The organism is Streptomyces sp. NPDC052016 (assembly GCF_044548445.1).
GTDB lineage: Bacteria > Actinomycetota > Actinomycetes > Streptomycetales > Streptomycetaceae > Streptomyces.
In genome coordinates this window covers 67233-82286 of sequence record NZ_JBIUBX010000003.1, presented here as the reverse complement: position 1 = coordinate 82286, position 15054 = coordinate 67233, and the positions used below count along the sequence as shown (strand labels likewise).

Annotated in this window: 12 protein-coding genes; 5 read left to right on the top strand and 7 right to left on the bottom strand. The window is 73.2% G+C overall.

All coding sequences use genetic code 11. From position 1 onward, the window contains the following. Positions 1 to 84 precede the first annotated feature (84 nt). The 4 genes from ACIHAR_RS05380 to ACIHAR_RS05365 all read right to left on the bottom strand — a co-directional run bounded on the left by ACIHAR_RS05380 (position 85) and on the right by ACIHAR_RS05365 (position 4930). A complete protein-coding gene (locus ACIHAR_RS05380) occupies positions 85 to 1308 on the bottom strand; it encodes an MFS transporter (RefSeq protein WP_400017125.1) in 1224 nt (407 codons plus the stop codon). Between the two features lie 97 nt (positions 1309 to 1405). Next, on the bottom strand, positions 1406 to 2464 hold the full coding sequence (locus ACIHAR_RS05375; protein WP_365455102.1) for an endonuclease/exonuclease/phosphatase family protein: 1059 nt from the start codon (positions 2462 to 2464) through the stop codon (positions 1406 to 1408). Between the two features lie 175 nt (positions 2465 to 2639). Next, a complete protein-coding gene (locus ACIHAR_RS05370; protein WP_400017123.1) occupies positions 2640 to 3275 on the bottom strand; it encodes a TetR/AcrR family transcriptional regulator in 636 nt (211 codons plus the stop codon). 62 nt (positions 3276 to 3337) lie between these two features. Then, the gene (locus ACIHAR_RS05365) at positions 3338 to 4930 is read right to left on the bottom strand and encodes a DHA2 family efflux MFS transporter permease subunit (RefSeq protein ID WP_400017119.1); all 1593 of its coding nucleotides are present in this window, start codon (positions 4928 to 4930) and stop codon (positions 3338 to 3340) included. Between the two features lie 214 nt (positions 4931 to 5144). On the opposite strand from ACIHAR_RS05365, the gene panB reads away from it, so the two are divergent. The 3 genes from panB to ACIHAR_RS05350 all read left to right on the top strand — a co-directional run bounded on the left by panB (position 5145) and on the right by ACIHAR_RS05350 (position 8170). After that, complete coding sequence (gene panB, locus ACIHAR_RS05360; protein WP_400017117.1) at positions 5145 to 6011, top strand: 3-methyl-2-oxobutanoate hydroxymethyltransferase; 867 nt, start codon at positions 5145 to 5147, stop codon at positions 6009 to 6011. Between the two features lie 246 nt (positions 6012 to 6257). Next, entirely contained in the window at positions 6258 to 7283 is a 1026-nt protein-coding gene (locus ACIHAR_RS05355) for an ATP-binding cassette domain-containing protein (RefSeq protein ID WP_365455090.1), read from the top strand. After that, on the top strand, positions 7280 to 8170 hold the full coding sequence (locus tag ACIHAR_RS05350; RefSeq protein WP_365455087.1) for an ABC transporter permease: 891 nt from the start codon (positions 7280 to 7282) through the stop codon (positions 8168 to 8170). The genes ACIHAR_RS05355 and ACIHAR_RS05350 overlap by 4 nt, the downstream gene beginning before the upstream one ends. Before the next feature lie 22 nt (positions 8171 to 8192). On the opposite strand, the gene ACIHAR_RS05345 is transcribed toward ACIHAR_RS05350, so the two are convergent. Next, complete coding sequence (locus ACIHAR_RS05345; protein WP_400017114.1) at positions 8193 to 12179, bottom strand: AfsR/SARP family transcriptional regulator; 3987 nt, start codon at positions 12177 to 12179, stop codon at positions 8193 to 8195. 174 nt (positions 12180 to 12353) lie between these two features. Between ACIHAR_RS05345 and ACIHAR_RS05340 the strand changes: the two genes are divergently transcribed. Continuing rightward, positions 12354 to 13154, top strand: coding sequence for a site-2 protease family protein (locus tag ACIHAR_RS05340; protein WP_400017111.1), 801 nt, complete (start codon positions 12354 to 12356; stop codon positions 13152 to 13154). Here the strand turns inward: ACIHAR_RS05340 and ACIHAR_RS05335 are convergent. Together ACIHAR_RS05335 and npdG are read right to left on the bottom strand one after the other, a co-directional pair. Then, on the bottom strand, positions 13144 to 13323 hold the full coding sequence (locus tag ACIHAR_RS05335; protein ID WP_365455075.1) for a hypothetical protein: 180 nt from the start codon (positions 13321 to 13323) through the stop codon (positions 13144 to 13146). The genes ACIHAR_RS05340 and ACIHAR_RS05335 overlap by 11 nt on opposite strands. Positions 13324 to 13437: 114 nt before the next feature. Then, positions 13438 to 14166 carry an NADPH-dependent F420 reductase gene (gene npdG / locus ACIHAR_RS05330; protein WP_365455072.1) on the bottom strand — a complete coding sequence of 243 codons (729 nt, stop codon included), beginning with the start codon at positions 14164 to 14166 and terminating at the stop codon, positions 13438 to 13440. Between the two features lie 241 nt (positions 14167 to 14407). Between npdG and ACIHAR_RS05325 the strand changes: the two genes are divergently transcribed. Continuing rightward, entirely contained in the window at positions 14408 to 15007 is a 600-nt protein-coding gene (locus ACIHAR_RS05325) for a hypothetical protein (RefSeq protein WP_400017108.1), read from the top strand. Positions 15008 to 15054: the final 47 nt, after the last annotated feature.

Here is a 15054-nt window from a genome sequence, read left to right as displayed (position 1 = left end):
TCCGCGGCCCGTCGGCGAGAGACCTCGCCCCGCACGGGGATCATCACGGCACGGGATGAGCGACGGGAACTGTCAGCGCACTGCCTAGCGGTGCAGCGCCTCCGTCCGCTGTGCCGTCCCGGCCGCGACGATCCGCGCCCCGCCGACTCGCTCGGGAGTGCTCCGCCGGTCCACCGCGTAGGCCACGCCCGCGACGGCGAGGCCCAGCACCGCGAGGCCCGCGCCGGCCACCGCCGGTGACGTCACGCCGAAGCCGGCGGCGAGGGCCAGGCCGCCGATCCAGGCGCCGCCGGCGTTCGCGAGGTTGAAGGCGGCCTGGTTGGCGGAGGAGGCCAGGGAGGGGGCGGTCGACGCCTTCTCCATCACCATCAGCTGCAGCGGCGAGCCGGTGACGAACGCGGCCACGCCCAGCAGCGTCACCGCGAGCGCAGCGCTCCACGCCGTGTCCATCAGCAGCGGGAACAGCGCCAGGACGAGGACCAGCGAGGCCAGGCCGCCGAACAGCGTGCGCCGCATGGCGTGGTCGGCGAGGCGGCCGCCGAGCAGGTTGCCGATCGTCGCGCCGACGCCGAACAGCGCCAGCAGCAGGGTCACGCTGGCGTCGGCGTACCCGGCGGAGTCGGTCAGCATCGGCGTGATGTAGCTGTACGCGGAGAAGAGCGCCCCGAATCCGGCGACCGTCGTGCCGAGCGCCAGCCACACCGGCAGGGAGCGCAGCGCCGCCAGTTCGCCGCGCAGGCCCGCCGAGGGGGCCGCGTGCGTGTGGTCCCGGGGGATGAGGAGCGCGAGGGACGCGATGGCCGCCAGGCCGATCGCGCTCACGCCGAGGAAGGTGGCCCGCCAGCCCAGGTGCTGACCCATGAGGGTGGCCACGGGGACGCCCGCGATGTTGGCGACGGTCAGGCCGAGGAACATCAGCGACACCGAGCGGGCCTTGCGTTCGGGCGCGACCAGGTTCGTGGCCACGACCGCGCCGACGCCGAAGAAGGCGCCGTGCGGCAGACCGCTGAGGAAGCGGGCGGCCAGCAGCCACTGGTGGTCGGGGGCCAACGCCGACAGCGCGTTGCCCGCGACGAACAGGCCCATCAGGGAGATCAGGACCGTGCGGCGGGACAGGCGGGCCGTCGCCGCCGCGAGCAGCGGGGCGCCGATGACGACGCCGAGGGCGTAGGCGGAGACCAGGTGTCCGGCGGCCGGGATCGAGATGTGCAGGTCGTCCGCGACGTCGGGCAGCAGTCCCATCATCACGAACTCGGTGGTGCCGATGCCGAAGGCACCCACGGCCAGGGCGAGCAGGGCCAGGGGCATGAGAGAGCCTGTGCCTTTCAGAGAGAGGTTCCGTCCATCATAGGTTCACTATGTTCAGTGACGGAACAAACTCTGTCGCGCCCCGTATTCCGGTGGGTTACGGTGTGGTGACCCTCACACGAGCGGCGACCGGCAAGTGGTCGCTGCCGGTCTCCGGCAGGGTCCACGAGGTGACCGGCTCCACGCCCGACACCATGATCTGGTCGATGCGCGCCATCGGGAACGACGCCGGCCAGCTGAAGCCCATGCCGCTGCCCGCCGCGCCCTGCGCCGAACGCATCTGGGAGGTGACGGCGTTGAGGGAGCGGTCGTTCATCGTTCCGTTGAGGTCGCCGAGCAGGATCTTCCGGCTCAGCGGGTCGGCGGCGATCGCCTCGCCCAGCGCGTCCGCGCTCTTGTCGCGCTGATGGGCGGTGAACCCGGCCTGGAGCTTGACGCGCACGGACGGCAGGTGGGCGACGTAGAACGCTACCGGCCCCTCCGGCGTGGTGACCGTCGCCCGCATCGCGCGCACCCAGCCCAGCTTGATGTCGACGTCCGCGACGTCGCTCAGCGGGTACTTGCTCCACAGCCCGACCGTGCCCTGCACCGAGTGGTACGCGTACGTCGCCGCCAGCGCCTTCTCGTAGACCGGCACCGCCGAGGCGGTCAGCTCCTCCAGCGCCAGCACGTCCGCGCCGGACGCGGCCACGTCACGGGCGGTGCCGGACGGGTCGGCGTTGTCGGCGTTGACGTTGTGGGTGGCGACGGTGAGGTTGCCGCCGCTGCCGGTCTTGTCGGTGAGCTGGCCGCCGAACAGGTTCAGCCAGACCACGGCCGGGAGGAGCACCGCGATCAGCGCGGTCGCCGACCTGCGCACCAGCGCGAGCAGGAGCAGCAGCGGGATGAACAGGCCCAGCCACGGCAGGAAGGTCTCCGTGAGGCTGCCGAGGTTGCCGAAGCGGTTGGGGATGCGCGAGTGCAGCGCCATCACCGTCGAGAGGAGCAGGGCGAGCACGGCCGCGACGACGCCTCGGCGCCAGATGCGCGGGTCGCCGCGCCAGCCCGCCGACAAACGGGCGGCCAGACGTCCGATCAGGCGCCGAAGCCGGGTTCCCCGGTGCTCGGGCCCCGAGCCGCCGTTGTCCGTCTCCGTCATGTACGCCTGCTGCGCCATACCGTCGCCTCACTGCCTGCCGTGCACACCGTTCGTCCCCCCTGTATGACCCTAGGGGATGATCGGTCCCGATCCTGCCGTCCCATGACGGCCGTACGGGCACGAGGACGAACGGGTCCGTGTCACGGGTTCCGGTCGGGGGTCACGAAGACCGGTCTGTGACGAAACGCGCACATCAGTGCCGAGTCTCGGGCGAACTGACGGGCCGTAGCCCGGCGAGCAGCGCGTCGACCATCCGTTCCGCGAGTCCCTCGGCGAGGTCGGAGTCGGGGTGCAGGACGGCCCGGACCAGCATGGGGCCGACGAAGATGTCGTACAGCAGCTCGCGGTCGAGGTCGGTGCGCAGTTCGCCGTTCTCCTGGCCGCGGCGCACGACTTCGAGGCCGATCCTGCGGCGGGGCTCGACGACCGTGTTGTGGTAGGCCGCCCAGATCCGGGGGCTGCTCTTCATCTGGGCCCGGACGTTGTGCAGGATCGCCGAGGACCGGGTGGCCAGTCCGCGCCGGCGCACCGACTCCAGCAGCACGATCAGGTCGTCGCGCAGGGAGGTGCCGGGGAGTTCGGGGTCCGCCGGTTCGGCGGCGCGCAGGACGTCGACGAAGAGTTCCTCCTTGCCGCTCCAGCGGCGGTAGATGGTCGCCTTGCCGACGCCGGCGGTCCGGGCGATCCGTTCGATGGACACCTCAGCGAGCGGAACACCCTCCTCCAGCAGCTTCATCGTCCCCTCGATGATGGCCCGTTCCACCGCCTCACTACGGGGTCGCCCCCGACCGGGCTGTTCCACACCGGTGCCGCTCTCCGCGAGGCTCACGTCCGTCCGTCCCTTCTTCGCGCTGGGGAGATTGTCGCTCAGAGGGCGGCCGCAGGCCGGGCCTACGAGTCCGCCCGCACCAACTCCCCCTCGTCCGCGCTGATCTGAGGCTCCTTCGGCCTGCCGGGCAGGAAGAGCCCCACGACGACCGCGCCCACGACCGCGACCACGGCCCCCCACAGCGCGGTGACGTGCATCGCGTGCAGGAACGCGTCGTTGGCGGGGTCGACCAGCGCCCTGCCCCGGTCGCCGAGCTTCGCCGCGACGCCCAGGGTCGCCTCGATGGACTCCCCGGCCGTCCCGCGCAGCCCGGCCGGCAGCGCCGCCAGGTCGTCCTCGATGCCGCCCCGGTACGACGTGGAGAGCACGGAGCCCAGGACGGCGATGCCGAGCGCGCCGCCGACCTGGCGGAAGGTGTTGCTGAGGGCGGAGGCGGAGCCGGCCTTCTCCCGGGGCAGGGCCTGCATGATGACGACGCTGGTCGGCGTCATGATGTGGGCCATTCCGGCGCCCATGAAGAAGAAGACGACCTCCAGGATCCAGATCGGGGTGTCCGCGTCCAGCGTGGCGAAGGCCACCAGCGTCGCCGCGATGACGAGCATGCCGGTCGTCGTCGTGGCCTTGACGCCGAAGCGGTCGACGACGAGCCGGGCCCGCGGCGCGAAGACCATCTGGGCGGCGGCCAGCGGCAGCATCAGCAGACCGGTCTGCAGCGGCGAGTAGCCGCGCACGCTCTGGGTGTAGAAGACGGAGAAGAACGTCACGCCCATCAGCGCGAAGAAGACCAGCGCGATGACGGCGATCGCGGCCGAGAACACCTTGTTCCTGAAGTAGGCGACGTCGATGGACGGGTGGTCGCTGCGCTTCTCGTGGACGACGAACGCGACGAGGACGGCGAGGCCGGCGGTGATCGTCGTGACCACGGTCGGGTCGGTGAAGTCGGCGAGTTCGCCGCCCTTGATGATGCCGTAGACGAGGAGGATCAGGCCGACGACGGACAGGGCGACGCCGACGGGGTCGATCCGGCCGGGGTGCGGGTCGCGGGAGTCGGGCACGAGCCACAGCATCAGCGCGACGGCGACGATCACGATCGGCACGTTGATCAGGAAGACCGAGCCCCACCAGAAGTGGTCGAGGAGCAGGCCTCCGGTGATGGGGCCGATGGCGATGGCGAGCCCGACGCCGCCCGCCCAGATGCCGATCGCCTTGGGCTGCTCCTCGCGTTCGAAGACGTTCATGAGGACGGCGAGGGTCGCGGGCATCACGAAGGCGGCGCCGAGGGCCATCAGCGCGCGGAAGGCGATGAGCTGCGCGGGCGAGCCGGACTCGGCGGCGAGCGCGGAACCGATGCCGAAGACGACGAGGCCGCCGAGCAGGACCTTCTTGCGGCCGATGCGGTCGCCGAGGAGGCCGGCGGAGAACAGCAGACCCGCGAAGACGAGCGTGTAGGAGTTGATCGCCCACTCCAGCTCGCTCTGCGTGGCGCCCAGGCCGACGGGGGCGGGGGTGGAGATGGTCTTGATCGCGACGTTCAGGATCGAGTTGTCGAGGACGACGATCAGCAGGCTCAGCATCAGCACGCCGAGGATCGCCCAGCGGCGCCGGTGCACCGCTTCCGGTATGCGGGGGCCGACGGGGCCGACGGGAGTGGTCATGCCGACGAGCCTAGGCGAATTTCGATACGAGACCGTCTCGTATCGGAATTCTTTCGTCTCTCTTTCGGGTCTCTTTACCGGTGCCTTACGGACCGCGCGGTGAGGCCCGGCCCACACCGGGGGCGCTCTGGCCCTCCCTGGCACGAGGTGCCACCATGGAGGTGGTCCGGGGACGCCGTCAGGGCGCCTCGAGATGACGTAAGGAGCCGTTGCAATGACGCAGTTTTCGGCTGCCCAGACGAAGCCCTCCGACGGCAGCAAGGCGCTGTACGGGGGCAAGGGCACCCGCCGCATCACCGTTCGCGACATCGCCGCCGCCAAGGAGCGCGGCGAGAAGTGGCCCATGCTCACCGCGTACGACGCGATGACCGCGTCCGTCTTCGACGAGGCCGGGATCCCGGTGATCCTCGTCGGCGACTCTGCGGGCAACTGCCATCTGGGGTACGAGACCACCGTGCCCGTCACCCTCGACGAGATGACCATGCTGTCGGCGGCGGTGGTACGGGGCACCCAGCGTGCCCTGATCGTCGGCGACCTGCCCTTCGGCTCGTACCAGGAAGGGCCCGTGCAGGCGCTGCGGTCGGCGACCCGGCTGGTCAAGGAGGCCGGGGTCGGGGCCGTGAAGCTGGAGGGCGGGGAGCGCTCGCACCGGCAGATCGAGCTGCTGGTGGAGTCCGGCATCCCGGTGATGGCGCACATCGGCCTCACCCCGCAGTCGGTGAACGCCATGGGCTACCGCGTCCAGGGCCGCGGCGAGGAGGCGGCCGCGCAGCTGCTTCGGGACGCCAAGGCCGTGCAGGACGCGGGTGCCTTCGCGGTCGTGCTGGAGCTGGTGCCGGCCGAGCTGGCGGCCGAGGTGACGCGCGTGCTGCACATCCCGACCGTCGGGATCGGCGCCGGGGCGGAGACGGACGCGCAGGTCCTGGTCTGGACGGACATGCTGGGTCTGACCTCCGGGCGCGTCCCGAAGTTCGTGAAGCAGTACGCGAACCTGCGTGAGGTCATGAGCGGAGCGGCGAAGGCGTTCGCGGAGGACGTCGTCGGCGGAACGTTCCCGCAGGAGCAGCACTCGGTGCACTGAGCCAACTCCGCACAGGCAGCCCGCCGATCTTCCCCCGTCGGCGGGCTGCCGTTTTCTCGTTCCTCGGCCTCTCCGCCCCCTCCCCTCCCGCCCCCGGCCCCCGCATCGGCCCCGCACGGGCCTCGGGCCCCTTCGGCGCGCGTGAACCGCGCCGCTGTCGGCGGGATGTCGGCGCTGTAGGTGAGCTGTCGGCGCTGTAGGTGAGCTGTAGGCCGTCTGTCGGTGGGGGCTGACAGCGTCGTCCGCATGACACGCATCGACAAGAATCCCAGCGGCGCCGGAAGCGCCGTCACCGTACGGGGACTCGTCAAGCACTACGGGGAGACCAAGGCGCTGGACGGCGTCGACCTGGACGTGCGGGAGGGCACCGTCATGGGGGTCCTCGGGCCGAACGGCGCCGGGAAGACCACCCTCGTGCGGATCCTGTCCACCCTGCTGGCCCCCGACGCCGGCCGGGCGACCGTCGCCGGCTACGACGTCGTACGACAGCCCCGGCAACTGCGCAGGGTGATCGGGCTCACGGGCCAGTACGCCTCCGTGGACGAGAAGTTGCCGGGCTGGGAGAACCTGTACCTCATCGGGCGGCTGCTCGACCTGCCCCGCAAGGAGGCCCGCGCCCGCGCCGACGTGCTGCTGGAACGGTTCTCCCTCACCGAGGCGGCCCGGCGGCCGGCCGCCACCTACTCCGGCGGCATGCGGCGGCGGCTCGACCTGGCCGCCTCCATGATCGGCCGGCCCGCCGTGCTGTACCTCGACGAGCCCACCACGGGCCTCGACCCCCGCACCCGCAACGAGGTGTGGGAGGAGGTCAAGACGATGGTCGGGGAGGGGGTGACGGTGCTGCTGACCACGCAGTACATGGAGGAGGCCGAGCAACTCGCCACCGAGCTGACCGTCGTCGACCGGGGCAAGGTCATCGCGGGCGGTGCCATCGAGGAGCTGAAGGCGAAGGTCGGCGGACGGACGCTGCGGGTGCGGCCGGCCGACCCGGCGCAGCTGCGGCCGCTGGCCGCCGCGCTGGACGAGCTCGGCATCACCGGGCTCGCCACCACGACCGTGGACACCGAGCGCGGTGCCGTCCTCGTGCCGATCCTCAGCGACGAGCAGCTCACCGCCGTGGTCGGCGCGGTCACCGCACGCGGCATCACCCTCGCCTCCATCACCACCGAACTGCCCAGCCTGGACGAGGTGTTCCTGTCCCTCACCGGCCACCGCGCCAGTGCCCCGCAGGACGCCACGCCCGCCGAGACCCGTGAGGGGGTCGCCGCATGAGCTCCCGCCCTTCAGCCACCACCACCCTGAACGAGGCCCCTCCGGAGCGGACGGCCGGGGCGCACCCCGGTCGCACCGCCCCTTCGGCCTCCGCCCCGGCCGCCGACGTCCGCATCTCCCTGCGCGGCCACCTGCGCCACACCGGGGCCCTGATCCGCCGCAACCTGCTGTGGATCAGGCAGGACCCGGAGTCGATGTTCGACGCGCTGCTGATGCCGGTCGTCTTCACCCTGCTGTTCGTGTACGTCTTCGGCGGCTCGATCGGGCAGGCCCTGGGCGGCGGTCAGGACGGGTACGTCCAGTACGTCATCCCGGGCATGATCGCGATGATGAGCATGACGCTGTCGCAGGGCGTCGGCACCGGCTTCAGCCAGGACTTCAACTCCGGGGTCATGGACCGTTTCCGGTCCCTGCCGATCGGGCGCGGCTCGGTGCTGTTCGCGAAGATCTCGGTCGAGCTGGTGCGGATGCTGTTCGCGACGACCGTGCTGATGATCGTCGCCGTCCTGGTCGGTTTCGACATCGACCACTGGCTCGGACTGTTCGCGGCCGTGGGCCTGTCCACGGCGTTCGCCTCGTCGATCATGTGGGTGTTCCTCACCCTGGGCGTGATCCTGAAGAACGCGCAGTCCGTGCAGGCGATGGGCTTCCTGGTGCTGTTCCCCCTGCAGTTCGGCTCGTCGATCTTCGCCCCGACGGCGTCCATGCCGGGCTGGCTTCAGGCGTTCACCGACTACAACCCGCTGTCCACGCTCGCCGACGCGGCGCGCGGGCTGATGGTGGGCGGCCCGGTCGCGCACGACCTGTGGGTGACCCTCGGCTGGTCGGTGGCCATCACTGCGGTGATGGCACCGGTCGCGATCCACAAGTTCCGCACGAAGAGCTGACCGTGGCCGTGCCGTGCGGCGCTCACACCAGGGCGGTGGCCTCCTCGTAGGAGAGGCCGCCGCCCTCGGCGTACGCGGCCTCGTAGGCCTCGTCCCCGAGCGCGGCCCGCGCCCGTGCCTCGGCCATCTCCCGTGACTCGCGTTCCAGGCGCGGGGCCACATGGCGGGGCGGGAGCAGGCTGTCGGCGGTGCCGAGGCAGCGGGCGGCGGCCGCGGCACGGCTGCTGCTGCCGTCGCCGGCGCCGGTGAGGACGATGGCGGCGACGGTCAGGAAGAGGGAGCGCATCGGCGGGGCGATGGCCTGGGACAGCGGGTCGCCGGCCCGCTGCAGGGCCTTGCGGATGGTGGGCCGGGCCTCCTCGTGGCGGCCGTCGACCGCGTCAAGCCAGGCCTCCGCGCCCAGGATGAAGGCGTCGAAGACGACGAAGTGCGCGATCCCGAAGTCCCGGCGCAGCAGGCGCAGTTGCTCGCGCGCCTCGGCACGCCGGCCGGTCATGCCGAGCCAGCCGGCGAGGAAGATCCGGGCGGCGGGCATGGCCTCGTTGACCGTTCCGTCCGTACGTCCGATCACCTCGCGCAGGATGCGCTCGCCGCGCTCCTCGTCACCCGCCTCCAGCAGCGCGCTGCCCAGCCGCGCACCGAGAACGGCCAGCTGGGCGCGCGCGCCGAGCCGTTCGGCGTGGACCATGGCCTCCTCGTAGTCGGCGGCGGCCTCGCGGTGGAAACCCATCCGCTCGTGGGCCTCGGCGCGCGCCGAGAGGGCCTCGGCCGTGCCCCAGGCGTCGCCGAGGCGGCGGAAGATCTCCAGCGACTCGTCGGCGTCCCGGGTGGCGTCGCCGGCCCAGTCCGAGCGGTTGGCGAGGAGGTTGGCGCGCATCTGCAGGCAGGCGGCGAGCTCCCACTCGTAGCCGGGGGTCTCACGGCAGGTGCGGACGTTGGCGTCGAGGATGCGGCGGATGCGCCCCATGTCGCCGGTGAGCATCACGGCGAAGAACCAGAGCAGGCCGGGGGTACGGCAGGTCTGCGGCAGGCCGGGCTCGTAGGTCCGGGCGATCGCCCGCAGCTTGGCCTGGGCCGCCGGCTGCTGCCAGGCGTCCAGCTCGGTGTCCATGCAGGCGAGATGGGCGAGGTGGACACCGCGCCGGGCCTCGGCGAGGACCTCGCCGGTCATCGGCGGCGGGGCGTCGGTGCAGGGCTTCCACACCGGGGCCGCCGGGCGCACCGGTTCGCTGAAGGGGTCGGGGCCGAGGGCCATGACCTCGCTGCACCAGGTGCGGGCCTCGATGCGCAGGTCACGCATCTGCCAGTAGACGACGAGGGAGAGGGCGAGGCAGAGCGCCTCCTGCTCGTCGCGTGCGGCGACGGCACGGCGCAGCGCGGTGCGCAGGTTCTCGTACTCGAGCTGGAAGAGGTCGATGGCGGTGCGCTGTCCGGCGCCGCGCAGCGACGGCTCGGTGGTGCGGGCGAGTTCCCGGTAGTACGTCAGGTGCGCGCGCTCGGCCGCGGGGCGGCCGCCGGACTCGTCGAGGCGTTCGCCCGCGTACTCGGCGACGGTCTCCAGCAGCCGGTAGCGCATCGCGCCGTCGGGGGCGGGGGCGGCCACGACCAGCGACTTGTCGACGAGGGAGCCGAGGGCGTCGAAGGCGGCCGGGCCGCACACGGCCTCGGCGGCGGCGAGGTCGCAGCCGCGGGCGAAGACCGAAAGGCGGCCGAGGACCTCGCGTTCGTCCTCGTCGAGCAGGTCCCAGGACCAGTCGACGACGGCACGCAGGGTCTGCTGGCGGGGCAGGACGGTGCGGCTGCCGGAGCTGAGGAGGCGGAAGCGGTCGTCGAGCCGGTCGGCGATCTGGCGGGGGGTCAGCATCCGCAGGCGGGCGGCGGCCAGCTCGATGGCGAGGGGCAGGCCGTCCAGGCGGCGGCAGATCTCGGCGCAGGCCTCGGGGTCGTCGTCGACGCGGAAGCCGGGCCGGGCGGCGGCTCCCCGGTCGGCGAGCAGCCGCAGGGCGACCGGCTCCGGCAACGGCTCCACGGGTCGCAGTACCTCGCCGGGTACGCCGAGGGGTTCGCGGCTGGTGGCGAGGACCGTCAGGCCGGGGCAGCGTTCCAGCAGCTCCTCGACGAGACGGGCGGCGGCGCCGACGACGTGCTCGCAGTTGTCCAGGACGATCAGCATGCGGCGCCGGGCGCAGTGCTCGACGAGGCGGTCCACGGGGTCGTCGTGGCGCTCGCCGACGGTCCGCAGTTCCTCGGCGCCGGCGCCGTACAGCACGGTCTCACGGGCGCCCACGGCGGTGAGGACGGCCTGCGGTACGGCGTCGGGGTCGGCGACGGGCGCGAGTTCGGCCAGCCACACCCCGTCGGGTGCGTTGTCCCGTGCGGTCTCGGCGGCCTCCTGCGACAGCCGCGTCTTGCCGGCGCCGCCGGGCCCGAGCAGCGTGACCAGGCGGGCGGCGCCGAGATCCCCCCGGATCGCCTCGATGTCGGCCTCCCGCCCGACGAAGGAGGTGAGACGGGCGCGGAGGTTGCCGAGCGGACGGGCGGATCCGTCGGCCGACGGGACGGAGCCGGCGAACCGTCCGGCGAGGCCGTCGCCCGGCGGCACGGCGGCGGCCGGGGTGTGCACGGGGTCGTGCGGGACGTGCGGAACCTGCGGGGCTTCCGGAACGTGCGTGACCTGCGGGACGTGCGCGGTGTCCGCCGACGGCCCGGCGGGGCCGGCAGGGCCGGCGGAAGGCCCGGCGGACCCGTCAACGGGCGTCCCTGTGAAGCCGTCCCGATCCCGTGCCGGACGGCCCGAAGGCCCGGCGGACCCGTCAACGGGCGTCCCTGTGAAGCCGTCCCGATCCCGTGCCGGACGGCCCGAAGGCCCGGCGTCACCGGCCGAAGGCCACCCGCCGGAGCCCTCCCGAGCCCCGGCCGAACCGCGATACGGCCCCGAATACCCGCTCGCACTCCCGACGGAACCCTCCCGGGCCCCGTCCGACGCCGGATCCGCCCCCGAAGACCCGCCCGCACCCCCGCCGGAACCCTCCCGGGTTCCGGCGGAACCACCGGACGGCTCCGAGCCACCCGCCTCCGCCGCGGGAGCGCCCGAAAGCCGCCACCCGGACCCCTCCCCGGCCCCGGCGGAACCGCTCGCCCGCCCGGGACCGTCCGCCGGCCCGGAACCGTCCACCCGCCCGGAACCGTCCGACGAGCCGGCGGAGCCGCCGCGCGGCCCGACCGGACCGCCGAAGGGCGCCCCGCGGTCGGCCCGCCCCCGTGCCGGGTTCCGCGCCTCGGCCGGGGTCAGCAACTCCGCGTGCAGGAAGCGCAGTTCGGGGCCGGGGTCCGAGCCGAGGCGGTCGGCCAGCAGGCGGCGTACGTCCTCGTAGGCGGCCAGCGCCTCGGCGGTGCGGCCGGCGTCGCGCAGGGCGCGCAGGCGCAGCGCCTGGAGGGGCTCGTCCAGGGGGTGGGCGTCGCACAGGGCGGTCAGCTCGGGCAGCGACTGCTCGGCGTGGCCGAGGGCGAGGGCGGCGGTGTGCCGGGCGCGCAGGGCGTCGAGACGGCGGGCCTCCCTGCGGGCCGCCTCGGCGGTGCGGTCGGGCAGGTCGGCGAGGGGCGGACCCTGCCACAGCGCGAGGGCGTCGTCGAGGAGGACGGCCGCCTTGGCCGGGTCGCCGTCCGCGAGAGCGCGCAGGCCGTCGCCCGTCAGCCGTTCGAAACGGTGCAGGTCGACCGCGTCGGGGCCGGCGGTGAGGCGGTAGCCGCCCTCCGCCGAGGCGACCGCGTCCGCGCCGAGGGCCCGGCGCAGCCGGCCGACCAGCGCCTGCAGGGCGCCCGGTGCGTCGGCGGGCGGATCCCCGGTCCACACCTCCTGCACGAGCAGCCCCGCGGGCACGGTCCGCCCGGCCCGCAACGCCAGCACGGTCAGAAGCGCACGCAAGCGCGCCCCGCCGACGGCGACGGGGGTCCCGTCCGGGCGGAGCGCCTGAGTGGTGCCGAGGATGCGGTAGCGCACGGGGTCCATTGTCTCCGGTCGGTTCGGGGCGGGTCACGGGGTTCCGGCGGTGTCGCGGGCCGGGACCATGGCGGGTGTCTCTTTCCCCACCTTCCTAGGAACCGGCGACCGGCCGCGAGACGTTTTCCCGGTACGCCCGGTACGGTCGGGCAGTTCCACGCCCGCCCGGACCCAGGGAGCCCCATGACCACCGCCCTCACCCGCCGCAGCGACCGGCGGATCAGCCCCGTCTTCGTCGGCATCCTGGCCGTCACGGCGGTCACGGGGTGGGCCACCTGGACCGGGTTCGCCGCGCAGCCCGGCGTGGCCGTGTTCCTGTTCGTGACGGCGGCCTGGCTGGTCTCCCTGTGCCTGCACGAGTACGCGCACGCGCGCACCGCCCTGCACAGTGGGGACATCTCGGTCGGAGCCAAGGGCTATCTGACGCTCAATCCCCTCAAGTACACGCACGCCCTGCTCAGCATCGTGCTGCCGCTGCTGTTCGTGATCATGGGTGGGATCGGTCTGCCGGGCGGCGCGGTGTTCATCGAGCGCGGGCGGATTCGGGGCCGGTGGCGGCACAGCCTGATCTCGGCGGCCGGTCCGCTGACGAACGTGCTGTTCGCCGTCGTGTGCACGGCCCCTTTCTGGCTGGACGCACTGGACGGCGTGCCCGCCGACTTCCGGTACGCGCTGGCCTTCCTGGCCCTGCTCCAGGTCACGGCGGCGATCCTGAACTTCCTGCCGGTGCCCGGCCTGGACGGCTACGGGGTGATCGAGCCGTGGCTGCCGTACGGCGTGAAGCGGCAGGTCGAGCCGTTCGCGCCGTTCGGTCTGCTGTTCGTGTTCGCGCTGCTGTGGCTGCCGGCGGTCAACGGGGCCTTCTTCGACGTGGTCGACGCGGTGCTGCGCGCGCTCGGGATCGGCGACTTCGAGACGTACTGCGGGCAGGCGCTGTACCGCTTCTGGGAGGGGACGCCGGAGATCTGCTCGGTCAGCCCGTGAGGGACCGGCGGGCCTTCTCACGCTTGACGTAGTACCAGGTCATGTTCGACGACAGGCCCGCCAGCAGTACCCAGACGACGCCCAGCCAGCTTCCCCGGGTGAAGGAGACGACCGCAGCGGCCACGGCGAGCAGACAGACGACGAGGGTGTAGACGGCGAGGCGGGGCATGGGGGGCGTACTCCTGTCGAGGGCTGTCGGGTCCCGTCGGGTCCCGCGGGGGACACCGCCGGCACACTGCTGTGTTGCCTGTGACGACCAGTGTCCCCCATGCGGCACGGGGGCTCACACGTCGGTGACGCGCAGCCCCGCGTGCGCCTTGTAGCGGCGGTTCACCGAGATCAGGTTGGCGACCAGCGACTCGACCTGGTGGGCGTTGCGCAGACGCCCGGCGAAGATGCCGCGCATGCCGGGGATGCGGCCGGCCAGCGCCTGCACGATCTCCACGTCGGCGCGTTCCTCGCCCAGCACCATGACATCGGTGTCGATCTCGTCGATCGCGGGGTCCTGCAGCAGCACGGCCGACAGGTGGTGGAAGGCGGCGGTGACCCGTGAGTCCGGCAGCAGGGCGGCGGCCTGCTCGGCGGCGCTGCCTTCCTCCGGCTTCAGGGCGTAGGCCCCCTTCTTGTCGAAGCCGAGCGGGTTGACGCAGTCGACGACGAGCTTGCCCGCGAGCTCCTCGCGCAGGGCCTCAAGGGTCTTGCCGTGACCCTCCCACGGCACGGCGACGATCACGATGTCGCTGCGGCGCGCGGTCTCGGCGTTGTCGGCGCCCGCGACCCCGTGGCCGAGCTCCTCGGCGGCGGCGCGGGCGCGGTCGGCCGCCCGGGAGCCGATGATCACCTTCTGGCCGGCCTTGGCGAGCCGGTACGCGAGGCCCTTGCCCTGCGGACCGGTCCCGCCGAGCACGCCGACGACGAGCCCGGAGACGTCGGGGAGGTCCCACGGGTCCTTGGCGGGGGCCTTGGCCGGGGTCGTCGCGGCGGCGGTCTGTGCGCTGTCGGTAGAGGTCATGGGCCGACTTTACGTGCGTGGTGGCGCCCCGACGGGGCAGGGTGGCCGCCGTCACGTCCGCGGGGCGCTCCCCCTGGGATTCCGCAGGGGGATCCGCAGGTCGATCCCTTGAGATCCGCAGGGGACCGCAGGTCGCTCCCGCGGGATTCCCCCTGCGGAATCCCCCGGCCGTTCCCCGGGTCGGGCGAATCGACGGCGAACGCCGGGCCGGGTCCGGCCGGGTGCGGCAGGATGCGGACGCATGGACGCCGTACGGGTCGCGCTGCTGCGCGAGGTGCTCGCCGGGACGGAGTGGCTGGGGGCCACGCGGAGGTTCGCCGCGGTGCTGCGCGGCTCGGTGGTGTCGCACGGGGGCGGGCTGCTGCTGGTGGGCACCGCGGAGTACGAACCCTGGCACCTCGCGGCCCATCTGGTGGACGAGGCCGCGTGGTCGGGCACGCCGGAACTGGCCCCGACCCTGGTACGGCACGACGCGCGCCCGTCGGATCCGGCGCACCTCGCGGTCGGCCTGGGGCGGATCGAGGCCGCCCGGCGGGGCGAGACCCTGCTGGTGGTGTCGCCGGAGGGGGACGTGCCGCTGCTGGAGCGGGTGTCGGACGCGCGGCGGGCCGGGGTGACCGTGCTGGCCCTCGGCCCCGGCGAGGCGGAGCTGACGGCGCTGGCGCACGAGACGCTGGCCGTGCCGGACGGCTCCGAGCTGGACCTGGACACCGTGCAGCACCTGGTGAGCGCGGCGGCGGGCGAGCACACGGTGCCCTCTCCGCGAGGGCGCTGGCGCTTCCGCGACAGGCTGTCCAGGCTGGCGGAGTCGCTGACGGCCCCGCCCCCGGCCCCTTGGTGACGGCGAAAAGCGGTTGCCCCCCGCTCCGGCCGCGCCCAACCATGCCC